Source organism: Desulforhabdus amnigena (assembly GCF_027925305.1).
Classification (GTDB): Bacteria; Desulfobacterota; Syntrophobacteria; order Syntrophobacterales; family Syntrophobacteraceae; genus Desulforhabdus; species Desulforhabdus amnigena.
This window is the reverse complement of record NZ_BSDR01000001.1, coordinates 4,178,362-4,203,948: the sequence shown is the minus strand read 5'-3', so window position 1 is coordinate 4,203,948 and position 25,587 is coordinate 4,178,362. Positions and strand designations below refer to the sequence as shown.

Genomic DNA, 25,587 nt, shown 5'->3' with positions numbered 1-25,587 from the left:
ACCATGAAAGATTTTCCAGATACGAATCGTTTTGATATCAGGAACCTTGTGGCTGAACTCCGCACCTCCATCATTGCCACACTCTCCCTGGCCATCATCCTGTGCGGTGTCTATCCCCTGATCGTCTGGGGCATGGCCCAGGGGATTTTCGCAGAAAAAGCCAACGGCTCCCTGATCACCCGGGAAGGGAAAGCTGCGGGATCAACCCTCATTGCCCAAGGATTTTCCGGTCCCGGTTACTTTCATTCCCGCCCTTCGGCGGCAGGTGAGGGCTATGATGCGGCAAGCTCCGGCGGAAGCAATCTTGGCCCCACGTCCGAAAAGCTCATCGATACTGTCCGGGAGCGTATCGCCAGGTATCGTCTGGAAAACGGGCTGGTAGACAGTATCCCCATTCCCGCCGACGCAGTAACGACTTCGGGAAGCGGCCTGGATCCTCATATCAGTGTGCAAAACGCCCTGCTGCAAGCGCGCCGCGTCGCTCTGGCCCGCGGCATCAGCCAGGAGATTGTTCACAGGAAGATAGAGACTCACACCGAAGGACGCGATTTAGGACTCTTCGGCGAACCTCGAGTGAACGTACTGGAATTGAACCTTGATCTGGATGGAAAACGATAAGGAAGGAGGAAATGGCTGCAAACAGGGCCGACAGCTTTTTGCGTATGATTCGCCGCTCCCGGCGCGGTCGCCTCAAGATCTATCTCGGGTACTGCGCAGGGGTTGGGAAGACCTGGCAGATGCTGGAAGAGGCCCATCGGCTCAAGAGAGAAGGGCTCGATGTCGTGGTCGGTCTAGTGGAAACGCATGGCCGCGCAGAAACGGCAGCCCTCATCGAAGGTCTTGAGGTCATTCCCCGTCGCCGCCAGGAATACCGCGGGATCATGATCGAAGAAATGGATGTGGACGCTGTTCTTGCACGAAAACCCGAGGTCGCACTCGTCGACGAACTCGCTCACACAAACGTTCCCGGCAGCCGGAACGCCAAACGGTACGAAGATGTTCAGGATCTCCTTTCTGCCGGCATTCACGTCATAAGCACCCTCAATCTTCAGCATGTAGAAAGCCTCTACGACACAGTGGAAAAAATTTCGGGAATCAAAGTGCGCGAACGCCTTCCGGACAGTGTGATCGCCGATGCGGATGAGATCGTCAACGTGGATCTTACCACTGAAGATCTTCAGAAGCGTCTCGAAGAGGGGAAGATCTACCCGAGGGAACGCATTGACACGGCTCTTGCAAACTTTTTCAGGAAAACGAACCTGGAACAGTTGCGCGAACTCACATTGCGGGAACTTGCCTCGCAGATCGATCTCAGGAGCCGCGAAACCCTGGAGCCTGAAATACCGGCAACACCCGATCAGATCATGGTGTGCCTCAGTTCACGCGGCCCAAACAGCGAAAAGCTCCTTCGCTACGCTTCGCGCCTTGCGGGAAGACTCAACCGGAACTGGTACGCCGTATATGTTCAGACCCCTTCGGAAGCACCCACCATGATTGATTCCCACACCCAGAACATCCTCTCCGGCACCCTGACCCTGGCCAGGCAGCTTGGCGCCATGGTCTTCACGTATAAAGGAGAGGACGTTCCCGACACAATCCTGCGTTTTGCGAAAGAATACCGTGTGGGGCACATCGTGATCGGAAGTCCGGGCACGCAGCCCATCTGGAAAAGGATTCTTGGAAGGAAGAACATTGTCGAGCGCCTTATCGAGGATGCCAGGGGAATTACCATCGTCATTCTGGATACGCGAAAATATGAAACCCAGGCGCACAAGATCCGGGCCGAAGAATACATCGCCAACGCTGGAGCATAGTCCATCCATGGCGGCGACCGGTACGTCTGAACCACGTTTTCCATCCTACGTTAAAGCCATCAAACGGCCAGGAGATCGATGCAAAATGCCGCTGCCCAACGAATACGATTGCCTACTCTTTACCTTTCGCACCCTCGCGACTTTCCTTCTTCTGTTCGGCTCCTTCCCGGTCGGGTTCGAGTTCGATTTTACCGAACTTATGCCAGGAAGCGGTTCTATCCAGGTTGGCTTTTGCCGGTTTAAAGGTAGGGTCAATGTCCAGGGCGGCCCGATAAAACTTTTGAGCCTCGAGCCGGTTGCCTTTGATCTCCAGGAGTGCCCCGTACAGGTTGTAGACCTCGGGCTGGGCCGGGTCTGCAGCAATGGCTCTTTGAGTGAACTTGAGCGCCGTATCGAAGTTCCTATCGCTGATGTGGCGTTTGGCGAGTTCAACCAGGGTCAAGTAACCCGTAGCACTCTCTTCATCCAGGGCTTCGCGCTCTAAAACTTTGGCTGCAAGCTCACGAATTTCGCTCGGGCTGAACGGCTTTTGGAGAAAATCGGCTGCCCCGATCTTCATGGCCTCGACGGCCGACTCCACGGTCCCGTAAGCCGTGACGATGATCACCTGCATTTTGGGCCACTTCTCTTTGATCCGGTGCAGCACCTCCATTCCATCCATGCCCGGCATTTTGAGATCCAGAAATACCAGCCCGAACTGTTTTTCACGAAGTTTTTGCAGCGCATCTTCACCGTTTACCGCCGTCTCGACGGGCATTCCCAGGGGTTCCAGAGATTGGGACATCGTCAGGCGGATGTTCTTTTCATCATCCACTATAAGAATCGGTCTCTTTTCCATGTATTCCTCCTATTGGACCACCGGCACTGTGAAAGTAAAAGTACTTCCCTGACCCGGAACCGACTCGACCCAGATCGCACCTCCGTGCGCGCGCACAATCTCTTTGCAAATGGCAAGGCCGAGACCTGTACCTCCGGATTCCTGCCCCTTTACCTGTACAAATTTCTCGAATATTTTCGTCTGGTATTCTTGAGGAATGCCGGGACCGTCATCCTGAACAGAGAGGTGAATGTACGGCCCCATCCTGCCGGCCATGAGCTGGATATTCCCGCCCTTGTCCACATAGCGCAGGGCGTTAGAGACCAGGTTGGTCAGTACCCAGGTGATCTTGTTGGCGTCGGCACGAATGTGCGGCAAATCCCGTGGCAACTCCAACTTGAGTACGACCTGCTCTTTCTCCAGCTGCCCCTTGAAAACGGTTTGGACATTCTCGAAAAGGATTTGAACCGGAACGCTCTCAAACTCCAGATCGATTCGGCCGGCCTCGATTTTGGAGAGGTCGAGCAAATCGTTGACCAGAGCCTTCATGCGATGTACTTCCTCATGAGCCGCAAAGAGCAATTCCCGATCCTTTTCCGCAAGTCCATGTGCGGCATGTTCCAGCAGCAAATCAATGCTCATACCCATGCTTGTGAGCGGCGTCCGCAGCTCATGGGATGCAGCCATGACGAATTCACTCTTGAGTCGTTCCACTTCCTTCAGCCGGGTGACGTCTCTCAGCAGCAGCACAATGCCCAAAAGGTTCCGCTCCTTGCCTCGAATCGGCGTAACGGAAAAGAGATAGTGGCGTAAGAGTTTTCCCTCAGAAAGCGTAACGATCCGCTGCTCTTCGGGAATACTGGGTTGCAGGCCTGTTTCGACGATTTTCTCTATCAGGTCGCATACATTGGAGGAGGGCAGGATGTCCCGGCACCGCAGAGCGGTGTATTCAGCGGCTTCGAGGTTCAATATACGGCGAGACGCAGGGTTGATGCCTTTCAATCTGAGGTCGGTATCGAAAACCACGAGGCCGTCCTCTATACTGGCCAGGATCGCCTCCCCTTTGCTTTTCTCGGAAATGATTTCTTCGATATTCATTTCATGATAACGCTCAAGCCGGGCCGCCATTTGGTTGAATTCTCCGGCCAGGCGCCCGAGTTCATCACTTGTCTCCACCGGTACCTGAACCGTATAGTCCCCCGACGAGATTTTTCGAGATGCATCCATGAAGCGCCGAAGGGGTCTGACGATACGCTCAGCAAGCCATAAACTGAAAATCAGCGCAATGATCATCCCTGACGATGATACGAGCAACGTGGACCAGATCGCCTGTCCGGCCACTCGGCCCGCACGAAGGCTGGCATCGTACATGGTTTCCTCGTTGAGGTTGCGCAGCCGAACGCAGGCCTCGCGGATTTGAGCAAAGAACGGGTAGATGGATTGATGATAGGCACTCAGAGGATATTCCAAAGGTGGGGCTTGTGTACCGGGTAAATCGGTCAGTTCGGAAAGCCGTTGGCGGTATTTTGCATAATCAGCATCTATGGATTCAACCAACTCGCCCTCGCCCTTTATCGTAATATTGTCCTTGGCGCGAGCCAGCCATTGCAAGAACATGGCTTCGCTTTCCTGAAACTGGGAAATCCCCTTCCTGGTGTCGCCCAGGAAGATGAGTAGAATGGCGCTGTCCTGCCTTTCCAATGTGTCCACCATGTTTTCTGCGGCGAGAATGCTCCGATAGTTCTCGCGGAGGATAGCATCGGTTGCCTTGCCGAGAGATATCAGATTCACGACGGCCCACGCCACCACCAGGCCCATAAGGGCAAAGGCAACGCCATACCCGATCAGAATCTTCTTTTTCAATAACATGCAACATCCTCCATTCCATATACGATGCCTTTTACAATCATCGTACCACGATGCAACCAATGATATTTCAAATAGTTATATATGAATTAAGGGAAGGTTATCTTGAAATCTGAAAGACGAGTGCCGAATCGATCTTGCAAAATGCAATGAGGATAATGCTGATGGGCGGATCAAATGCCGTAAGCTTTTCGCCTCCGCCAGAGTGTTGCCTGGTCCATTCCTAGAACATCTGCAGCTTCCTGAAGTGAGGAGGTGTCGGCCAGAATTCTTCGGATATGAAGCTCTTCAATGACGGAGAGCGGAACTCGGTCACCGATGGCGGGAGCGCCGGCGGCAGGAGCAATATTTTCAGGCAGATCGACCTTGCCGATCTGTTCGCCACTCCCCAAAATCACGGCTCGCTCTATGGTATTGCGGAGTTCTCGAACATTGCCCGGCCATCTGTAGCCCTTTAGTGCCGCGGCTACCTCATCGGTGAAGCCGAAGATCGACTTGTGGTTGGCACGGCAGAAATGAGCGAGAAACTTTTCGGCAAGCGGCAGGATGTCTTCCGGCCTTTCCCGAAGCGGTGGCAGGGTAAGGCTGATCACATTGAGGCGGTAGAACAGGTCTTCGCGGAAGCGGCCTTCAGCCACTCGCTTGTCGAGATCGGCATTGGTCGCTGCGATGATGCGCACGTCCGCCCTGCGCGGCGTCGCTTCCCCCAGCCTCTCATATTCCCTGTCTTGAATGAAGCGCAACAACTTGGCTTGGACCGGAAGGGCCATGTCAGCGATTTCATCCAGGAAAAGCGTCCCACCCTCGCAAACCGCGATTCTGCCCGGATAGTCCCGTACAGCCCCTGTAAACGCACCCTTGACATGCCCGAAGAGTTCGCTTTCGAGAAGATCGGCGGGCACCGAGGGGCATGCCACCACGGCCATGGGTTTGGCGGTTCTAGCGCTCCACTGGTGGATAGCCCGGGCAAAAGCCGATTTGCCCGTACCACTTTCTCCCCGAAGCAACACGATCGCCTCCGAAGCCGCGGCTTTCTTTGCTGTTTCGATGACCCGCCGCATACCAACGTTCTTGCTCTGAAACGACGTCTCCGGATTAGAGCGTTGCATGTCCTCCTTGAGAACGGTGATCTCGTTTTCCAGTTCCCGAATCCTGATGATCCGTTGAGTCAGCAGTCTGACTTGGTCTGGAGTAAAGGGTTTCTGGATATAATCGGCAGCCCCGTGCCGTATGGCCTCCACCGCGCTTTCAATAGATCCATGAGCTGTGATAATGACGGTTTTCGTCCAGGGAGATTCAGCTGCCAGTACAGGAATCAAATCCATGCCGTTCTCTTGCCGCAGTTTGAGATCCACAAACGCCATGTCGAAAGAACGTCTCCGGACTTCATCAATGGCGTCGACGAGATTGCTCACAGCAATCACGGTATGCCCTTCCACTGCGAGACAATAGGAAAGCGTCTTGCGGATGTTGGTCTCGTCATCCACAACCAGGATGTTGAGTGAGGAGGTCTGTTGTTGGCTCCGCTTCATGCTTTCCCGTGTGTTGAAAGTTTTATAGTCAAGATTTCCAGTTCCTCTTTCCCCGTCTCTTTAATGCACAGATTTATATTAAAAAAAGGAGCTCAGACAGACGACCATGAGCATGGTCAGAGGATAATAGCTGGCCCGGTTGAACAGGGCTGCGGCGTACTTGGAAGTCCTGCCCTTGTAGAGCTTGTAAGCGGGAATCAGCAGCAGAAAAACCCCGCACGCAAGCGCTCCTGCAAGATAGAGGGGGCTCAGTTCGGCCGGAGTCACCCAGAAAAGCAGGAGACTCAGCAAAATAGCCAGGGCCAGAGAACAGAGGATGATGCGGGCAGTACCCTCTGCCCCAAAACGAACGGGGATGGTTTCGGCATCCAGGTCACGGTCTTCGTTCACATCGCTCCAGTCGTTGGGAACATTCTGTCCCCCGATTTCCCAGAAAAAGAGCCAGAGAAAAAGACAAAGCAGGAAAAGAAGGGAGGGATTCGGCACAACGGCGAAAACTGCGGCAATGGCCCCCGCTGTTTTCACTCCGCCGCTCACCAGCGTGCGAAAATAACTCACCCGAAGCATGAGGCAATATACCGCTTCGGCGACACACCCCCCCACAAAAACCAGGGCACAAGTGGGATTCAGCGTGTAAGCCCCCATGAGCGCCACCGCCCCCCACGCAACGGTCCATAAAATCCCCTCTTTCAGGCTCAGGAGCCCCTGGGCCAGAGGATGGCGCGCATAAACGGCATCCAGATCATTTTCACTCCAGGGTATGCCAAGCTCCCGGATTTTTTCTCTATCCACCTTATAGTCCACCACGTCATTGAGGGCGTAAACAGCGGTATATCCGGCAAAGGCTGTCAAAAGCCCCAAAAATGTCACCATGAGTGGAGGCATGGCCCCAAGCCAGAGCACGGCAGCCAAACCGGGCGTCGCCATATCGAGCAAGCCATGGGGGGTACGGGAAAGAGCCATGAAGAGCTTGATGCGTGAAAGCCCCGAGTGATTTGCCATAGATGTCGTGTTCAAGAATTTCCTCCCTGAAATACCGGTCTCCCACTACCTTCCGAAGCGTATTTCCTTGAAAAGCTCATCGAGCTGCCTCTCCGACATGGTTTTTCCCTCCAGGACCACTTCCCTGACGGTTTTTCCCGATTCATACGCCTCCCTGGCGATCTTCGAAGCCTTATCATAGCCGAGGACCGGGGCAAGATACGTGGAAAGTGCCAGACTCCTCTCAATGTTCTGAGCGCATCGCTCCCGGTTGGCCGTGATCCCGTCGATGCATCGCTCGGCGAAAAGGGTTGTTGCAGCACTCAAGAGGTCTATGGACTGGAGAAGATTATGTGCAATCAGGGGCAGCATGGTGTTCAATTCGAAATATCCCCCCTGAACTCCCATAGTGATGGCCACATCATTTCCCATCACCTGGGCCGCAACCTGAACCACGACTTCGGGAATCACAGGGTTGATTTTTCCAGGCATGATGGAAGACCCGGGCTGGAGCGCCGGCAGGTTGATTTCTCCCAACCCACATCTGGGACCGGAGGCCAGCCAGCGAATGTCATTGGCGATTTTTGAAAGACTGGCGGCTACGGTCTTGAGCGCTCCACTTGTCTCCGCCGCGGCATCCTGGGCCGCCTGCGCCTCGAAGTGGTTTGACGCCTCCCGGAAAGGAGAGCCCGTCTCACGGGAAATCAGCTCGATCGCTTTGGCTGCAAAATCCGGATGCGTGTTCAATCCTGTCCCCACGGCGGTTCCCCCCAGGGCCAGTTCCAAAAGAGAAGCCTGGACTCCCCGAATTCTTGCAATCCCCAGTTCCACCTGCCGCGCATACCCTCCGAATTCCTGCCCCAAAGTAACGGGAACGGCATCCTGAAGGTGCGTCCTGCCTATTTTCCCCACCTCCGCAAAATCTTCGGATTTTTGAAGCAGACTCCGCTGAAGCTTTTCCAAAGCGGGAATCAGGCGATCCTTGATAGCGGTCAATGCTGCAACATGAAGGGCTGTAGGAATCACATCGTTGCTGGACTGCCCCAGGTTCACATGGTCATTGGGATGAACGGGTGATTTTCCTCCGCGCCTTCCTGTGAGGATTTCATTGGCGCGCCCCGCAATGACCTCGTTGGCATTCATGTTGGTGGACGTTCCCGAGCCCGTTTGAAAAACATCTAAAACGAACTGATCCACCAACCTGCCTTCCACGACCTCTTGGGACGCCGCACCAATGGCTTCCGCCAACTCGGCGCTCAGCAGGCCCAGCTCATGGTTCACCAGGGCTGCACATTTCTTGATCAAACCGAGCGCTCTGATGAATGATGACGGAAACCTCCAACCGCTTACAGGGAAATTTTCAACCGCCCGCTGCGTCTGAGCTCCATAATAGGCATCTTCCGGCACCCGCACGCTCCCGAGCGCATCTTCTTCTATCCGGTATTTCATCATTTTTCTCCAGGCCCCTTATTCTCTATGCTCTCGGGGCCTTCCGCGGCAAATGTCCGCACGAGTTTTTCGGCTTTTTCAGTTGACGACCACGGTTTTTATATTCACAAACTCCTTGAGTCCATAATGTGACAATTCCCGCCCCATTCCCGACTTTTTGATCCCGCCGAAGGGAAGTCTCGGATCTGATTTGACCATGTCGTTGATGGCGACAAACCCCGATTGAATCCGTTGAGCCAGGCGCACCGCCCTTTCCACATCCCTGCTCCAAATGGAGGCCCCCAGTCCGAATTTCGTTGCATTGGCCCACGCAACGGCTTCTTCCTCATCTTTGACCACAACGATGGGAGCGAGGGGGCCAAAGACCTCCTCCTGCGCCACCTTCATGTCCGCTTTTACATTGACGAGCACCGCCGGTTGAAAGAAAAAGCCTTTTCCTTCGGGCGGCTTGGAGCCATAAAAAATGGTTGCTCCTTTATCGATGGCATCCTGCAACTGAACGTTCAGGTCTTCCACGAATTCGCTTTTGGCGAGTGGACCGATATCCGTATCCTCGTCCATGGGGTTCCCTACATGGAGCATGCGCAAGTATTCCAGGAATTTCACTTGAAATTCCTCCACTACGGAATCCATCACGATGAACCTCTTGGCGGCAATGCAGCTCTGACCGGTATTCAAGGCCCTTGCCGCCATTCCGACTTCAGCGGCTTTGGAAAGGTCCGCATCATCGAGTACGATAAACGGATCCGACCCTCCCAGTTCGAGTACGAGCTTTTTGATGTTCCGCCCTGCGGCCTCACCGACTCTCGAGCCGGCGACAAGGCTGCCCGTGAGAGAAACGCCGGCTACCTTTCCCTCTTCAATCAAACGGGTTGCCGACCCTGCATCGATGAGCAGCGTCTGAAAGACTCCGGTCGGCATTCCCGCGGATGTGAATATCTTCTCTATCTCCAGAGCGGCAAGGGGCACATTGGAGGCATGCTTTAAAAGGCAGACATTGCCTGCCGCCATAGCGGGAACAGCAAACCGGAAAACCTGCCAGAAGGGAAAATTCCAGGGCATGATCCCCAGAATGATTCCCAGGGGCTCAAAGTAAACCGTACTTTTCGCCGCATCCGTCTTTATGCTTTCCGGCTGCAGGAAGCGTGCTGCATGTTCCACATAATAGTCGCAGACCCAGGCGCATTTTTCCACTTCCGAGACGGCCTGCTTGATGGGCTTTCCCATCTCCCGGGTGATGATTTCTCCGTACTTCCTCTTGTGCTGCCGCAAGTCGGCGGCAACTCTCTTGAAAATCTCAACCCGGTCGGGCACGGAGCGGGCTTTCCACCGCAAAAGAGCTTCCTCTGCCCTCTGAACCGCTTCATCGACCTGTTCCACACCGAACATATCGAATTCATGGGTTATTTCCTCAGTAAAGGGATTGACGGACAGCATCTTCATTTTCTCTCCTTTGCACAAAACGAACGCCGGACGACTTCGCTCGCGACCTTCAAGCCTCGTCCAAAACCGGTTCAGCGGGTCTCATTTTGGGTGTCTCGCAAGATCTTGCCGTTTTTTTACCTCCTTCCCCGATTCCCTCCATCCTTCTATCAATGAGATCTCTCGGGGAACGTCTTCTCGATCTCTCGCTTCAGCAGGTTGATGGACTTGGTAACGGGGATCGTTTTGGGACAGACCCGCGTGCATTCGAAGTAGTTTTTGCACGACCAGACACCATCCTTGAAGTCAACCGCCTTGAGCCGTTCACGGAATGCGTCGTCTCTGGAATCGTTGATCAGGCGGTAGGCCCAGACGAGCGCCGCAGGGCCGACGTATTTTTCGTTCTCATCCATAGCGGGACAGGCGGCCGTGCAGCAAGCGCAGAGGATGCACCGGATGACGTCCCCCACCTTTTTCCGATCCTCGGGGCTTTGGTATCTCTCCTTTTCAGGGGGCGGACTGGTACTGATCAGATAGGGACGGAACCTCTTTACCTGTTCCAGAAAACCGTCCATCTCCACAATGAGATCCTTCAGCACCTTGAAATGTGGAAGCGGTTCCAGAACAACTTCAGTTCCCTCGTATTCCTTGACCAGCTTCTGACAGGCCAGGCCGCAAACACCGTTGATCCTCATCCCATCCGAGCCGCAGATCCCATGCCCGCAGGACATGCGGTAGCCGAGCGTTCCATCCTGCTCCCACTTGATCTTGTTCAGACAATCCAGAATGCGGTGATGCGGTTCGGCAGAAACCGTATAACTCTGGAAACGCGGTTCCTTGTCCACTTCCGGATCAAACCGGAATATCTTGAATCTCATTTCCATATCAATATGTCCTCGGTTTGGGTTGAAAGCGGGTGATTGTGACCGGCTTGTAGAAGACTCGCGGTTCACCGTCCTTTTTTTGGATCAAGGTATGTTTCAGCCACTCCTCATCGTTCCTTTCGGGATAGTCTTCCCGGGAATGCGCTCCGCGGCTTTCCTTTCGATTGAGGGCCGAAACCGTGACGGCTTCCGCAAGCCCCAGAAGGGCCTCAAGTTCCAGGGCATCCAAGAGGTCCGTATTGAACTTGAGACCCTTGTTATCGATGGCGATTCGTGCATAACGTTCCTGTAGGGAGCGGATTTCCAACAAAGCCTGTTCCATGGTCTCTTCATGACGGAAGACGGAGCAGTTCGTGGTCATGACTTCCTGCAAGGAGCTTCTCAAGGAACCGACCTTCTCCCCGGTTTTTCTTTCCTTGATCCTTCGAATCCTTTCTACAGTAGCGCGGTCGGGATTTTCAGGCGGCTCATTCCAGGGCAACCGACCGAGATCCCTTACAATCTGCAGGCCCGTGCGACGCCCGAAGACGACCAGGTCCAAAAGGGAATTGCACCCGAGGCGGTTTGCCCCGTGGAGCGAAAGGCACGAACATTCTCCAGCCGCATAAAGCCCCGTAATGATTTCGTGCTTGTCTCCAAGCACATGCCCGTCCACATCGCATGGAATCCCGCCCATCATATAATGGCAGGTGGGCTGCACCGGAACGAGCTCCCTGGCTGGATCGAGGCCCAGGTAGATTTTCACGAAAGAGGTAATATCCGATAGCCTTTCGGCGAGCTTTTTCTCACCCAGATGCGTCAAATCCAGATGCACGTAGTCCTTGCCCCCTACTCCCCTTCCTGCACGAATCTCCGTCCAGATGGCCCTTGAGACCATATCGCGCGGCGCAAGGTCCTTGATGGTCGGCGCATACCTTTCCATGAAACGTTCACCGGCGTCATTTCGAAGGACCCCCCCCTCCCCTCTTGCCGCTTCGGTCAGCAGGACCCCCAGGCCGTAAATGCCGGTAGGATGAAATTGAACAAACTCCATATCTTCCAGGGGAATTCCTGCGCGGTAAGGAATGTAAAGCCCCTCACCCGTATTGGCGAAGGCATTGGAAGTGGTCTTGTAGATCTTGCCATATCCACCCGTGGCGAGCATGACCACCCGGCTGTGGAAAAAGTGAACTTCTCCCGTTGCTAACTCGTAGGCCACCAGCCCCACCACCTGCTTGTCCTTGAAGATGAGATCCAACATTTGGAATTCGGGATAGGCCTTGATCCCTTTGCGTTCGACCTGGAAATAGAGGGTGTCCATCATGACGCGCCCGCTGCGGTCTGCGGCATAGCAGGCTCTTTTCACCGCAGCCTTGCCGAAATCCCGGGTGTGCCCGCCAAAAGCCCGCTGCGCGATTTTTCCTTCAGGCGTGCGGTTGAATGGAACTCCGAAATGCTCGAGTTCATACACGGCGCGAGGGGCATCCTGAGCGAGAATTTCCGCCACATTTTGATCCGTGAGATAGTCTCCCCCCTTGACTGTATCGTACATATGCCATTCCCACGAATCCGGCTCTTCATTGCCAAGTGCTGCGGCAATGCCTCCCTGCGCGGCCCCGGAATGAGATCGGGTGGGATAGACCTTGCTGATCAGGGCAACATCCGCATTGCCGGCTACCTCAAGTGCGGCCCTCAAACCGGCAAGGCCGGCCCCCACCACCACGACATCATGCTTGAACACCATTCGCTCCTCCTTTCTTTTGAAAGCTCATGGTTTATAGCTCATGGCTCATAGTGCGTGGCTCATAGTAACATCGCTTTTCAAGAGCGTTTCCCGCTTTCCCTGTTGCCTTGCATCTCTTTGCCGTCTTTTCATTTTTCTTTGTGACCGCTCCGTTCAACAGCCGAATCATCTTTCCGTGAGGGGTTTGAACTCACACCCGATGGGACCGCAGTAGTCTCCCACATATTCCGCCTTCGGCCTGTAGAGGGCGGGTTTACCCTGCGCTTCACCGAATTTTTCTTCGATAATATGGGAGCACCATCCGGAAATTCTCGAAATGGCAAACACGGGTGTCATGATGTCGACAGGAATGCCCATCATGGCGTAAACGGAGCCGCTGTAAAAGTCGACGTTGATCTTGATGCCCATTTTGCCCCTCTTTTCGAATTCCCTGATCCCTTCCTCCTCGATCCTGGTGAGCAACCGGTACCAGTTTTCACGACCCGTTTTCTTTCCCAACCGCAACGACATCTCTTTGAGAATTTTGGACCGGGGATCGAAGGTCTTATAGACGGCATGCCCCATTCCCATGATCTTTTCGCCCCGGTCGATACGATCCCTGACCCATGCACCGACTTCGTCCACCGCTTTGACTTCCGACTCCACCTGCTGAAGCATTTCCATCACCCGCGCGTTGGCTCCTCCATGCAGGCTTCCGGAAAGAGCGCCCACGCCGGCAGCTACCCCGGCATACATGTGCGCCTGGGTGGAAACCACTTCACGGCAGGCAAAGGTCGAAGCATTGAAAGTGTGATCGGCATGCAATATGAGACAAATGTCAAAATCACGCGCTGTCTCTGCATCCGGCTTTTGGCCTGTGAGCTGCCACAGGAAATTGGCGGCATGGGAGAGGGAATCGTCCGAAGGGAGTGGTTCCAGCCCATGGCGTATCCTGTGCCAGGCAGCAACCACAACGGGGAAACGGGCTATGAGGCGCATGGCCTTTCGTACGTTGGCTTCGCGGGATTCATCGTTGAGATCGGGATCATTCACCGCCAGAAGAGGCACGGCTGCCTGGAGCACGTCCATGGGATCCGAACTCCTGGGGAGTTTTTTGAAGACATCGTACAGGTAAGCCGGCAACTGCCTTCCTTCCACAAGCTCCTGCTCGAATTGAACGAGCTGTTGCTTGTTCGGCAAGGCCCCATTCAAAAGAAGATAAGCGGTCTCCGGGAATGTGGATCGCTCGGCCAGTTCCTCTATACGAAATCCACGATAGATCAAAATGCCGTGTTCTCCATCGATGTAGCTGATTTTCGTATCGGCTACGGTGACCCCTCTCAAACCAATATTCTTGACACGAACTTCCTCAGCCATATTTCGCCTCCCAGATGAATTCAGTTTCACATTTTGTACTCTCTTATGATGGTCGACCCTCGGCATGGGGATGTTGCCTCACGAAGTTCAAAGCGCCGCCGGCCAGCAAGTGCTTGCGCTGGCGTTCCGAAACTTTCAGAAAGGTAACAATCCTCCGACCATCCACTTCCACAGGAATTTCCACGTCTCCCTTTTCAATATGCGTTCTTACCGCGGGAAAAGCTACCTTTGATCCCTTTTTAAAAAGGTCATAGTCGGAAGGGTTCTTAAAAGTGAGAGGAAGTATCCCGAAATTACAGAGATTGGCTTTGTGAATTCGCGCAAAGCTTCGAGTGATCTTCGCACGGACTCCGAGAAAACGGGGAGCCAGGGCGGCATGTTCGCGACTGGACCCCTGCCCGTAATTCTCTCCTCCAATGACAACCACCGATCCTTTGGCCAGGCATTCCTTGTAAAAATCCGGATCGATCTGGGAATATACAAATTTGCTGATGGCCTCGATGTTGGACCGCAAGGGCAGAACCTGGTTTCCTGCGGGCATGATGGTGTCGGTGGAGATATTGTCTCCCACTTTCAACACCACTTCCGCCGTGAGGGTCCCGGGGAGAGGATCCATCTCAGGCAGCGGCTTGATATTGGGGCCCCGGATGACTTCGACGCTCCTCAATTCTTCGGATGGAGCGATGATAGAAGATATGTCGACATGGTATTTCTCCGGATCCTTGATGCGGGGATATTCCATCTCGCTTCCCAGATCCCGGGGATCGGTGATGACGCCTCTCAGTGCGGCAGCGGCTATGGTTTCCGGAGAACAAAGATATACCTGATCGTCCCTGGTTCCGGAACGTCCGGGAAAATTTCTCGGCATCGTACGCAGGCTCACTTCACCTGTGCCCGGAGCCTGCCCCATGCCGATGCACCCCAAGCATCCCGGTTCATGGATTCGAGCTCCCGCCATGAGAAAGGACATGACTCCCCCTTCAATCGCCACGTTTTCCAAAACTTGGCGGCTTCCGGGGTTCACATGAAAAGAAGTATAGGGGTGAGCATGGCGCCCTTCGACAATTTTTGCCACTACCATGAGATCCCGAAAGGAAGAGTTCACACTGCTGCCGACAATCACCTGATCGACTTTGATTCCGGCAACTTCCCTGACAGGGACCACATTTCCAGGAGAAGAAGGACAGGCGATAAGAGGTTCGAGAGACGAGAGGTCGATGGCGTCGTATTCGTCGTACTCCGCCCCTTCGTCGGCGCTCAGCTCCACCCAGCACTCCCCGCGCCCCTGTGCTTCCAGATAGGCACGGGTGTTCTCATCCGATGGGAAAATGGAGGTGGTCGCCCCCAGTTCCGTTCCCATGTTGCCGATGGTTTCGCGGTCGGTAGCCGAAAGGCTCTTTACCCCCGGCCCGTAATATTCGATGATTTTCCCCACACATCCCTTAACGTTATAACGCCTCAGCATTTCGAGGATAACGTCCTTTGCACTTACCCAATCGGGCAGAGCCCCCGTAAGTTCGACTCCCAGGACTCTCGGGCAAGGCAGATAATAAGGGAATCCGGCCATGGCCATGGCCACATCCAGACCGCCGGCTCCAATCCCCAGCATGGAGACACCTGCGGCGCCCGGCGTGTGGCTGTCGGCTCCGAGCATGGTTTTCCCGGGAACTCCAAAATGCTCCATGTGCACCTGGTGGGACACACCGTTTCCGGGAGGGCTATAATAAAGTCCATAGTGAGCAGCGGCCGTCTGAAGATATTTGTGGTCGTCGGCATTTTTGTTATCCGTTTGCAGGATGTTGTGATCCACGTACTGCACCGCAACTTCGGCCTTTACGGCTTCGATTCCGAGGGCCTCGAACTCCAACATGGCCATGGTACCCGTGGCATCCTGCAAGAGAACGTGGTCGATCTTGACGGCGATTTCTTCGCCTGGGATCAACCGCCCTTCCAATAAATGTGCATCAAGGATCTTTTGAACAAGATTCTTCGCCACTTTTCCCTCCTTAAAGCTAAAGCCGTAAAGAAACGAATCGGCCGAAAAGAATAGGGGAATGACAAAAGTGCAGAGTGGAATGGGCCTCGAAGAAAGACCTTGCGGAAGACAGGCAGGTCACTGGATATTTGGAATTCCCCTCAAAATTCAAGAAAAGGGTTGCAAGGATGCATAGGGGGATTTCATTTCAATTGAAAAGGTGATCGGGGCGGAACTCATGCCCCCGAATCGGCATCCCTCGCCGAAAAGCACTCTCCGCCCCAATCATTACTAATTCCGGTATCGACGAACAACGTCCTGCCTTGTTGGGCGGGGAGACTTTATTTTACTTTTTCGCTCAAGCTCTTGCCCGGTTTGAACTTCACAACCTTGGACGCTGGAATGCTGATCTTTTCCCCGGTCCTGGGATTCCTTCCTTCACGTGCAGACCGTTCCCCAACGCTGAAGGTTCCAAACCCCACCAAAGTCACCTTGTCCCCACCCGACAGGGCATCCGCGATGGCGGCAACCATAGCATCCACAGCCTTCTCCGCCTGTGCCTTGGTGATTCCGCCATCCCCAGCCACCTTCGATACCAATTCAGCTTTAGTCATGATCTTTCCTCCTCATAATTACTGAATTTAAAACTGAAAAATGAATTACACCGAATTATACGAGCCCCTGACTTCCCACCCCCTTTCCTTGCAAATAAAATTAGCCCCCTTCATCGCTCGAGATTCATTCTGACTGCAAGTCGTTCAAAAAGGCATTGAGAACCAGGCTGTCGGCCACATTAAAGGCACAGGGCCGATCTACCTGGAATGGTCCTATTTTCAATGAATTAGATATTCCTTACGGTCGGTCTCTCTATAGCTATCTCTTTAAGAAAAGCAGTTCATCCCTGTCTCATCCACCGAAACTGCGTCTGGTCACTCCAGCAATGTGGCGTATTCTAAAGCCAAGCTCTACTAAATACAACATTTTTTAACCGGTCGTCGGCATATATGCACAGCTGCGGAAGCTCATTTTCACAAGAGACAGAAACCATCTTCTCTAAGAACCCATTTTGACTTGCCGGATTTCTTTGATTGCCCATGGGCCATCGAAATGCATATGAAGAAATTCCCAAACGAACAAGGCCATGGCATTTTCTGCTCACAATTCATATCCTGTTGCAATAATTCATCATTCAAGTCCGATTTTCTTTGTCTTCTCTGGCGCCGACATTGACTTTGGTTTGTCTTTTGCTATACTCCTACCGGCCTTGGGTGAGGCACACCTGATCGAACCGGAAAAAAGTCAATCATAAAGAAAGGGCACAGATCTTGCGGCAGCCAAAATTTATTTTCATTACAGGCGGGGTTCTTTCATCGCTGGGAAAAGGGTTGGCCGCTGCTTCCATTGCAGCTTTGATGGAAAGTCGCGGCTTGCGAGTGACCCTGCAAAAGCTGGATCCTTACATCAATGTGGATCCCGGAACGATGAACCCTTTCCAGCATGGGGAAGTATTTGTCACGGATGACGGAGCCGAAACGGACCTGGATCTGGGGCATTACGAACGTTTTACCCATGCCCGGATGTCCAAGAAGAACAATTTCACATCCGGGAGCATCTACTACTCAGTCATCACGAAAGAACGGCGCGGCGACTACCTGGGAGGCACGGTCCAGGTGATCCCCCATGTAACCGACGAGATCAAGTCCTGCATCCGCGGAGCGGTGGAGGACTACGATGTCATCATTGTAGAGATCGGCGGCACGGTCGGCGACATTGAAAGTCTTCCCTTCCTGGAAGCCATCCGCCAGTTTCGAAACGACGTGGGCAGGGAAAACGTTCTTTATATACACGTCACTCTCGTACCCTTCCTGAAAACATCGGGCGAAGTGAAGACCAAGCCCACTCAGCACAGTGTCAAGGAGCTTCGAAGCATAGGCATTCAGCCGGACATCCTCCTCTGCCGTACCGAAAAAGTGCTCTCGGCCGAGATCAAGGCCAAGATCGCGCATTTCTGCAATGTTGAACCCGACGGAGTCATCACGGCACAAGATGTGGAATGTATTTATGAAGCTCCACTTCGTTTTCATCAGGAGGGGCTGGACGAAAAAATTCTGCGCCTTCTCAATATATGGACCCGTGCTCCTATCCTCGATCCATGGCGGGAAATGGTTCGCAAGCTCAAAGAGCCTGAATACGAGGTCCGCATTGCTATTGTAGGAAAATATATTGAATTGACGGAATCCTACAAGAGCCTGAACGAAGCCCTGGTCCATGGGGGGGGTGCTCACAATACCCGCGTGCTGCTGGATTATGTCGACTCTGAGAATGTAGAAAAAGAAGGCGGCGAAGCTCTCATCGAAGGAGCCGACGGTATCTTGATTCCTGGGGGATTCGGTCAGCGGGGTGTTGAAGGAAAGATCAAGGCCATCAAGTATGCCAGGGAAAACAAGGTCCCGTTTCTCGGCATTTGCCTGGGCATGCAGTTGGCCACTGTGGAGTTTGCGCGCAATATCGCAGGGTTGGAAAAGGCTCACAGCATGGAATTCGACAAGCACACTCCCTACCCGGTGATTTACCTCATGAGGGAGTGGTTCGACTACAAAAACAATCAGGTGATCCGCAGAGATGAAAGCTCGGATTTTGGCGGTACCATGCGGTTGGGCGCTTATCCCTGCGTGCTGGAGCCGAATTCCTTTGCCTACGAAGCCTATCAGCGCTCGGAAATCTCGGAACGGCACCGGCATCGTTATGAATTCAATAATGATTTCAGGGAAATTCTGGCCAAGAACGGATTGCGTTTCAGCGGCCTTTCTCCCGACAAGAATTTGGTGGAAATCATAGAGATTCCCGACCATCCATGGTTTCTTGGCTGTCAGTTCCATCCCGAATTCAAGTCCCGCCCCATGGAACCCCATCCCATCTTCAAGGCCTTTGTGGGCAAGTGCCTGGAACAAGCTAGAGAAAAACGTCCCGAGGACTTTAAAAAGGAATGTGAATGCTGAAATTTCAGGAGCACATGCGTGGCAAAATTTGAAGTGTTGGGACAACAAATAGGGAAGAGTCGCTTTTTTGTCATCGGTGGCCCCTGCGTCATTGAAAACGAAGCACTGGTGCTGAGAATCGCAGCTTTCCTGAAGGCAACATGCGAAGATCTTGGAATCCCTTATGTCTTCAAGAGCTCCTACGATAAGGCCAACCGTACCTCCCTGCAATCGTATCGCGGACCGGGACTCAAAGAGGGCCTTTCTATCCTGGCCCGTGTAAGAGAGGAGCTCGGAGTTCCCGTTTTGACGGATATCCACAGTGTACCGGAAGCCGCTCAGGCAGGGAATATCGTGGACATTCTTCAGATTCCGGCTTTTTTGGCACGGCAGACAGACCTTTTGCGAGCAGCGGGAGAAACGGGAAAACCGGTCAATATCAAGAAGTCTCAATTTCTCGCTCCCTGGGATATGACCCAGGTGATAGAGAAAGTTCGACAGACCGGCAATGAAAAGATCCTTCTCACCGAACGAGGAAGTCAGTACGGGTACAATAACCTGGTGGTGGACATGCGATCCATCCCCATCATGACCGATTTTGGCTACCCCGTCGTTTTCGATGCCACTCACAGCGTTCAACTGCCTGGAGGAGAGGGTTCGAGTTCCGGCGGGCAGCGCGAATATGTCGCCCCACTGGCTTGTGCGGCTGTTGCAGCAGGTGCCCACGGGGTATTCCTCGAGATGCATGAGGACCCGGACAAAGCCCTCTGCGACGGACCGAATTCTCTGAGGCTTTCCCAGGTACCTTCACTGCTCGAAAAGCTTCTGAAAATCTATCATGCCGTGCGGGATGACCAATGAACCTTGTGCTTGAACGGCCATGGAAGGATCTCAGTACCAGACACCATTTCCCGGAGACAGGTGGAAAAAATGACTTTTACTGAAATAAGCCACGAATTGCGAATGCGCATCCTACCCGTTCGACTGGTGATTTTCGACGTGGATGGCGTTTTGACCGATGGACGCATCATCTACCACGATGACGGGTCGGAGATCAAAGCCTTCGATGTGCAGGACGGGCATGGTATCAAGCTGCTGCAGCGGGCGGGAATCGATGTGGCGCTGGTGACCGGCAGGTACTGCAGGGCGGTGGATAACCGGGCGGAGGGTCTGGGGATAAAAAAAGTCTACCAGGGAGTCCACTACAAGGTGGAAGCCTATGAGAAGATCCTTTCGGAAACCGGTCTGAAGGACGAGGAAGTAGGGTATGTGGGAGATGACTTGATCGACATCCCCGTCATGCGAAGAGTGGGGTTCGCCGTCGCTGTATCCAATGCAACCTCTCACGTAATGCCGTATGCTCATTATGTGACTCGAGCCAGGGGAGGATCTGGAGCGGGAAGAGAAGTTTGTGAGCTGATTTTACAGGTCCAGGGCCGGTGGGAAAAAGTGACGCAACGTTATTTCCAAAGCTGACAACGACTTCCTTCATCCCCTCTCCCCGTTTTTTCAAGCTCCTATCAAAAAAATTATAGAATATCACTTTACAGGCACAGCTAGTGCATGTTAAATAGAAAATGATATCGTAATTAATTAATTTTATTAAATAAATTTATTTTCTTTCACAAGCTTCATTACTGAAAGAAAAGCAAGTGGTTAAGAGCCTATCCGAAAACCTACCTCGGCAGCGGACACCCCCCTTTAATTCCCCCCTCGAGGGGGGACCAAGGGGGGTGTCGCAAAGTCTACAGGTGGTTTCTGGATAGGTTCTAAGTTGGCCGACCCTCTCTTATGAAGTGGTCCCCGGAGAAGGCGTCCCAGGCTATCCACTTGCGGAAGCCAGGCGGATGGCAATCTTTCCATGGTGACTGCATCCTGTCGGCAATGAGGCGCAGGTATAGTGTGATGTCTTCTCGCAAATTACTGCAGGGATTGGTTCTGACTCTGGCGTTGGGTTTGACGTCGGTGCTCATGGTGGGAATCTGGAAAGGGAAAACCATGAAAGAACAGCGGGTCGTTGAGGAAAGCGAACCGACGGAAGCTGAAATGAAGCTTACGGACATGGAATACACGGAAATGCAGGAAGGCAATCGCATCTGGACCCTCAAGGCATCCGAGGCAAATTATTTTCAGGATGAACAAAAGACGCTTCTCACATCGGTCCTACTCACTCTCTTTTTGAAGAGCGGAGAAGAGATTTATTTGAAAAGTCAGAAGGGCATTTTGTTTGCTGGGACGCGGAACATCGAATTGACGGATTCCGTCGAAGCGACGCTGCCTCAAGGGTATACTCTATCCACAGAGAAGGCTTTCTACAATCATGAAGCCAGGACCATCCAGTCGGAATCACTCATTCACCTCACAGGACCCGACGTGGATCTTCAAGGGAAACGATGGCAGTTCCACATCCCGGAACGTGAGGGAATCATCGAGGGAGGGGTCCGGGCGACTGTGGTTTTCCTTCCTCCCAAATCTCAACCCAGTCAATGAGGCCACCATGCAATCATCCCATATGAATTCCAGGCATTTTGTTCCTCTGGTCCTGCTTCTCTTTTGCTTGCTGTTGAATACAATACCCAACGTTTCGTTCGCTGCAGAGAAAAAATCCGTCTCCCCCATTCCCGGCGAAAAAGCCCTCAAAAGCGATTCTCCCCTGCACATCGCCAGTGATCGGATGGAAGTCAAACAGAACGAGAAAACCATCCTCTTTGAGGGGCATGTGGTGGTGCAGCAAGACGATTTGACGATCACGGGCAGAACGCTGAAAGTCTATGCCGCATCCACGGGGACGGAGAAAAATTCCCAGTCCAGCATGATGGATAAAATAGACCGCATCGAAATAGAGGGCGATGTCAAAATATCCCAACAAGACAAGGTCGCCACTGCCGACAAGGCGGTATATTACCACGTTGAACAAAAGATCGTTCTCATGGGTAATCCCGTTGTTTCCCAGGGTGCGGACAAAGTCCAGGGGCGTCTCATCACGTTGTACATCGCTCAGGGCCGCAGTGTAGTGGAAGGTGGCGCACAGACTCCTGTTCAGGCGGTTCTCCACCCCGCCCGAAAGGACTGAGACCATGCCGGATTCATCCAAAAAGTTGATCGTACAGGATCTGGTCAAGAAGTACGGGGGAAGATACGTAGTCGATCGGGTAAGCCTGGAAGTGCGTGCAGGCCAGATCGTGGGGTTGCTCGGCCCAAACGGAGCAGGAAAGTCCACAACGTTTTACAGCGTGGTGGGAATCATTCGGCCGGACGCGGGTGAGGTGTTTTTGAACGGTGAAAACATCATTCAAATCCCCATGTACCTGCGGGCTCGAAAGGGAATCACATACTTACCCCAGGAGGCCTCGATTTTCAGGAAATTGACCGTGGAACAAAACATCATGGCTATTTTGGAAACCTTGTCCATGAGCAGGGAAGAACGAACCGCTCGAATGAAGGAACTGCTGGAAGATCTGAATATCGCTCACCTTGCTGGAAACAAGGGGGACCGACTGTCGGGCGGGGAAAGGCGTCGCGTGGAAATCAGCAGAGCTCTTGTGACCCAGCCCAGCTTTATCCTTCTGGATGAACCTTTTGCTGGAATAGATCCCATTGCCGTCCTGGAGATCCAGGGACTCATTCGATCTCTCAAGGCAAAAGGGATCGGCGTTCTCATCTCAGACCACAATGTTCGTGAAACCCTCAAGGTTTGTGACTGGGCTTACATAATGCACCAGGGAAAAATTTTGGAAGCAGGCGATCCGGTGAGCATTGCCCAGAGCGATCTGGCTCGCAGGACCTACCTAGGAGATCAATTCAGTCTTTCGTAACAGGATAGAACAATGGCGGCACTGGAACTGAGACAACAGCTGAAACTCAGCCAGCAACTGATCATGACCCCTCAGTTGCAACAAGCGATCAAGCTCCTTCAACTTTCCCGTCTCGAACTCTTGGAGACCATCAACCAGGAACTGGAAACCAATCCGTTGCTCGAGGAGACGCAGGAAGAGATCGTGCAAGGAGACGAATCAGTTACGGCCGAGCCCCTCAAAGCGGATGAACCTTTTGAATCTGTTGAAATTACTGAAAAAATCAGAGAAGATTTCGACTGGGAGGGCTACCTGGACGAATACAGTTCGGGGAGCCCCGTGGTGGTGGAAACAGACCCTAACCAGGAATGGGCATCCTACGATCATCGTCTGACACTTCCCGATACGCTGGAAGACCACCTCGTCTGGCAGCTTCGCCTGTCTGATGTTACAGAATCCGAAAAGCAAATCGGAGCTCTCATCATTGGAAACCTGGATAAAGACGGTTACCTGGATGCAACGATAGAGGAAATCGCCCAAATGGGGGAAGTGAGCACCAAAGAAGTGGAATCCGTTCTGGAAAAGATTCAACTCCTCGATCCTCTGGGCGTGGGAGCTCGTGATTTGCGGGAATGCCTTCTCATTCAAGCCAAGGTCCTTTATCCCGACAACGAACTGCTCCATCAGATCATCGACCAGCATCTGCACTACCTTGAAACCAAGAACTACCAGGCGCTGGTGCGGACCTTGAAAAAGACGCCTCAAGAAGTCAAGGCAGCCATCGATATCATCCTGCAGCTCGATCCCCGTCCGGGCAGCGCGTACAACGAAGAGTCGGTTGAATACATCAGCCCGGACGTCTATGTCGTCAAGGTGGATGATGAATTCGTGATTGTTCTGAACGAAGATGGAATGCCCAAGCTGAGAGTCAGTTCCTATTATAAAGAGGCCCTCAGTGAAGATGCCGTATTGCCAGCAGATGCCAAGGACTACATTCAAAACAAACTGAGATCGGCCGCATGGTTGATCAAAAGCATTCACCAGCGTCAGCGGACCCTTTACAAAGTTGCTCAGAGTATCCTCAAACTGCAGTCGGATTTTTTTGAAAAGGGTGTGGCCTATCTCAGGCCCATGGTTTTGAGGGATGTGGCTGAAGATGTGGGAATGCACGAGTCCACGATCAGCCGGGTGACATCCAATAAATATATGCATACTCCCCATGGGATTTTTGAGTTGAAATATTTTTTCAACAGTTCCATAAATAGCGTTTTGGGAGAAGCGGTTGCTTCAGAGAGCGTCAAGGAGAGGATTCGACAGATCATCCGGGAAGAGGATTCGAAGAAGCCTTACAGTGATCAGGAAATCGTCGAAATCCTCAAAAAAGAGAATGTCAACATCGCTCGACGCACCGTAGCCAAGTATAGGGAAATGCTAAATATATTGCCTTCCAGCAAACGTAGGTCATCTTTCTGGGAGTCTTGACATCGCAACCCTGGTTTGTCGGCATGCAAAAGAGATAAGAGATGCCTTTGAAAACTTTTCTCCACCGGCCAAAGCTAGAGGCTCAAGGGTGAATAATATTCATGTTGAAGTGGACTTGCCTTGCCCGATTCTTTACGAAAAGCTTCCGAAGCGCATAACGGAAATTCCTGCGCAGGCATTCACCATGGAGGATCTTACAGATGCAAATCAGCGTGACGTTTCGCCATATTGATCCGTCCCCGCCGTTGCGGACTTACACCGAAGAAAAGATTTCGCGCATAAAGAAATATCTCAAGGAACCCATCGATGCGCATGTGGTTCTCAAAGTGGAAAAATTCCGGCACATCGCGGAAGCAACCATCGATGCCGGCGGATTGCGTCTGAACGCAACGGAAGAAATGGAAGATATGTACGCCGCCATCGACATGTTGACCGATACCCTTGAGGGGCAGGCGAAAAAAAGCAAAGAGAGGTCCAACCGGTACAAGGGAGGAAACCATTCCAAGCGCCTCGGTGCGCCTGGAGAATTCGTACGAACACAGCCGCCACAAGATGAAGAGGAAGCGCGCATCATCAGGTCGGAACAGGTCTTTGCAAAACCCATGGACCTTGACGAAGCGGTGATGCAATTGAATCTTTCCAATGGTGAATTTATAGTTTTCAACAACCGGAACACCAATAGAATCAATGTGCTTTATCGGCGCAAGGACGGCAATTACGGCCTCATAGAAACGATTTCATAACTCAGGTCGCCCCATAAAGGGTTTGCAGGACTAGCAATTCCAGATTCGAATCATACGTGGAAATATGCTCCGCGAGAGGGTATCGGATTTTGAATGTGGAGGGCCATCCGGCATCCCATACAACGCCCCGACTGATGGATCAATGCACATTCGATGATTCCAGCTGAAGAGCGCACGAGGACAAGAGGGATAGATGAAGATTCTGGATATCTTGACAGAGAAATCAGTCATAACGGAGCTTAAAGGCAAGACCAAAAAGCAGGTTCTGGAAGAGCTCATCGATGCGGTGCTGGAACACAAACCTCAACTGGACCGCAGCCGATTGATGGCCGTCTTGCTGGAGAGAGAACGCCTTGGAAGCACCGGGATAGGCGACGGCATCGCCATCCCTCATGGCAAACTCAAGGATCTGGACCAGCTCGTTCTGTCTTTCGGAAGATCAACCGGGGGGGTAGATTTTGAGTCCATGGACGGCAAACCTGTGCACCTCTTTTTCCTTTTGGTCGCCCCGGAAAATTGTGCGGGGATTCACCTGAGGGCCCTTGCGAAGATAGCCCGGCTTCTCAAGAACAGCGCGGTGCGCAAGAAATTGGGGAGCGTTTCAAGCCGGGAAGAGATCTACTCCATCATCCGCCAGGAGGATGAAGACTTCTGAACATGAAGACACACATTGAAGTGATGAGGGGTCGACTCATGCTCCCCCTCTCTCAATCTTGACCGTCTCACATCGACAGATCTTTATCTGTGTCAGCAGAGCATTCCATTCTTTCT

22 protein-coding genes are annotated in these 25,587 nt (G+C 52.9%); 11 read left to right on the top strand and 11 right to left on the bottom strand.

Annotated elements, in window-relative coordinates; translation table 11 throughout:
* Positions 1 to 3 precede the first annotated feature (3 nt).
* A complete protein-coding gene (gene kdpC, locus QMG16_RS18030; RefSeq protein WP_281796449.1) occupies positions 4 to 618 on the top strand; it encodes a K(+)-transporting ATPase subunit C in 615 nt (204 codons plus the stop codon).
* Positions 619 to 629: 11 nt separating this feature from the next.
* A complete protein-coding gene (locus tag QMG16_RS18025) occupies positions 630 to 1,814 on the top strand; it encodes a universal stress protein (RefSeq protein WP_281796448.1) in 1,185 nt (394 codons plus the stop codon).
* A gap of 112 nt (positions 1,815 to 1,926) precedes the next feature.
* Here QMG16_RS18025 and QMG16_RS18020 read toward each other — a convergent pair whose 3' ends face one another.
* From QMG16_RS18020 to QMG16_RS17970, 11 genes are all read right to left on the bottom strand, one after another.
* Positions 1,927 to 2,652, bottom strand: coding sequence for a sigma-54-dependent transcriptional regulator (locus QMG16_RS18020; protein ID WP_281796447.1), 726 nt, complete (start codon positions 2,650 to 2,652; stop codon positions 1,927 to 1,929).
* Between the two features lie 9 nt (positions 2,653 to 2,661).
* On the bottom strand, positions 2,662 to 4,500 hold the full coding sequence (locus tag QMG16_RS18015) for a sensor histidine kinase (RefSeq protein WP_281796446.1): 1,839 nt from the start codon (positions 4,498 to 4,500) through the stop codon (positions 2,662 to 2,664).
* 170 nt (positions 4,501 to 4,670) lie between these two features.
* Positions 4,671 to 6,029 carry a sigma-54-dependent transcriptional regulator gene (locus QMG16_RS18010; RefSeq protein ID WP_281796445.1) on the bottom strand — a complete coding sequence of 453 codons (1,359 nt, stop codon included), beginning with the start codon at positions 6,027 to 6,029 and terminating at the stop codon, positions 4,671 to 4,673.
* A 78-nt stretch (positions 6,030 to 6,107) separates the two neighbouring features.
* Complete coding sequence (locus QMG16_RS18005) at positions 6,108 to 7,046, bottom strand: UbiA family prenyltransferase (protein WP_281796443.1); 939 nt, start codon at positions 7,044 to 7,046, stop codon at positions 6,108 to 6,110.
* Positions 7,047 to 7,076: 30 nt separating this feature from the next.
* Entirely contained in the window at positions 7,077 to 8,459 is a 1,383-nt protein-coding gene (locus tag QMG16_RS18000) for a class II fumarate hydratase (RefSeq protein WP_373878754.1), read from the bottom strand.
* A 78-nt stretch (positions 8,460 to 8,537) separates the two neighbouring features.
* A complete protein-coding gene (locus QMG16_RS17995) occupies positions 8,538 to 9,902 on the bottom strand; it encodes an NAD-dependent succinate-semialdehyde dehydrogenase (protein ID WP_281796441.1) in 1,365 nt (454 codons plus the stop codon).
* 149 nt (positions 9,903 to 10,051) lie between these two features.
* The gene (locus tag QMG16_RS17990) at positions 10,052 to 10,765 is read right to left on the bottom strand and encodes a succinate dehydrogenase/fumarate reductase iron-sulfur subunit (RefSeq protein ID WP_281796440.1); all 714 of its coding nucleotides are present in this window, start codon (positions 10,763 to 10,765) and stop codon (positions 10,052 to 10,054) included.
* Between the two features lies 1 nt (position 10,766).
* Positions 10,767 to 12,488 (bottom strand): succinate dehydrogenase flavoprotein subunit, encoded by a 1,722-nt coding sequence (gene sdhA, locus QMG16_RS17985; RefSeq protein WP_281796439.1) that lies wholly within the window; start codon positions 12,486 to 12,488, stop codon positions 10,767 to 10,769.
* Between the two features lie 165 nt (positions 12,489 to 12,653).
* Positions 12,654 to 13,844, bottom strand: coding sequence for a citrate synthase (locus QMG16_RS17980; RefSeq protein WP_281796438.1), 1,191 nt, complete (start codon positions 13,842 to 13,844; stop codon positions 12,654 to 12,656).
* A 43-nt stretch (positions 13,845 to 13,887) separates the two neighbouring features.
* Positions 13,888 to 15,840 (bottom strand): aconitate hydratase, encoded by a 1,953-nt coding sequence (locus QMG16_RS17975; protein ID WP_281796435.1) that lies wholly within the window; start codon positions 15,838 to 15,840, stop codon positions 13,888 to 13,890.
* 320 nt (positions 15,841 to 16,160) lie between these two features.
* Entirely contained in the window at positions 16,161 to 16,433 is a 273-nt protein-coding gene (locus QMG16_RS17970) for an HU family DNA-binding protein (RefSeq protein ID WP_281796433.1), read from the bottom strand.
* 711 nt (positions 16,434 to 17,144) lie between these two features.
* Here QMG16_RS17970 and pyrG point away from each other — a divergent pair.
* The 9 genes from pyrG to QMG16_RS17925 all read left to right on the top strand — a co-directional run bounded on the left by pyrG (position 17,145) and on the right by QMG16_RS17925 (position 25,471).
* Entirely contained in the window at positions 17,145 to 18,818 is a 1,674-nt protein-coding gene (pyrG, locus tag QMG16_RS17965) for a CTP synthase (RefSeq protein ID WP_281796432.1), read from the top strand.
* Positions 18,819 to 18,836: 18 nt separating this feature from the next.
* Positions 18,837 to 19,658 (top strand): 3-deoxy-8-phosphooctulonate synthase, encoded by an 822-nt coding sequence (gene kdsA / locus QMG16_RS17960; protein WP_281796431.1) that lies wholly within the window; start codon positions 18,837 to 18,839, stop codon positions 19,656 to 19,658.
* A gap of 69 nt (positions 19,659 to 19,727) precedes the next feature.
* On the top strand, positions 19,728 to 20,273 hold the full coding sequence (locus QMG16_RS17955) for a KdsC family phosphatase (RefSeq protein WP_281796430.1): 546 nt from the start codon (positions 19,728 to 19,730) through the stop codon (positions 20,271 to 20,273).
* A 429-nt stretch (positions 20,274 to 20,702) separates the two neighbouring features.
* Positions 20,703 to 21,287, top strand: coding sequence for an LPS export ABC transporter periplasmic protein LptC (gene lptC, locus QMG16_RS17950; RefSeq protein ID WP_281796429.1), 585 nt, complete (start codon positions 20,703 to 20,705; stop codon positions 21,285 to 21,287).
* Between the two features lie 7 nt (positions 21,288 to 21,294).
* On the top strand, positions 21,295 to 21,870 hold the full coding sequence (gene lptA, locus QMG16_RS17945) for a lipopolysaccharide transport periplasmic protein LptA (RefSeq protein WP_281796427.1): 576 nt from the start codon (positions 21,295 to 21,297) through the stop codon (positions 21,868 to 21,870).
* A gap of 4 nt (positions 21,871 to 21,874) precedes the next feature.
* Positions 21,875 to 22,612: an LPS export ABC transporter ATP-binding protein gene (gene lptB / locus QMG16_RS17940; protein ID WP_281796426.1), complete on the top strand. Its 738-nt coding sequence runs from the start codon at positions 21,875 to 21,877 to the stop codon at positions 22,610 to 22,612.
* A 12-nt stretch (positions 22,613 to 22,624) separates the two neighbouring features.
* Positions 22,625 to 24,073 carry an RNA polymerase factor sigma-54 gene (rpoN, locus tag QMG16_RS17935; RefSeq protein WP_281796425.1) on the top strand — a complete coding sequence of 483 codons (1,449 nt, stop codon included), beginning with the start codon at positions 22,625 to 22,627 and terminating at the stop codon, positions 24,071 to 24,073.
* 200 nt (positions 24,074 to 24,273) lie between these two features.
* Positions 24,274 to 24,816 carry a ribosome hibernation-promoting factor, HPF/YfiA family gene (hpf, locus tag QMG16_RS17930; protein ID WP_281796423.1) on the top strand — a complete coding sequence of 181 codons (543 nt, stop codon included), beginning with the start codon at positions 24,274 to 24,276 and terminating at the stop codon, positions 24,814 to 24,816.
* A 193-nt stretch (positions 24,817 to 25,009) separates the two neighbouring features.
* Positions 25,010 to 25,471, top strand: coding sequence for a PTS sugar transporter subunit IIA (locus QMG16_RS17925; RefSeq protein ID WP_281796421.1), 462 nt, complete (start codon positions 25,010 to 25,012; stop codon positions 25,469 to 25,471).
* The last annotated feature ends 116 nt before the right edge of the window (positions 25,472 to 25,587 follow it).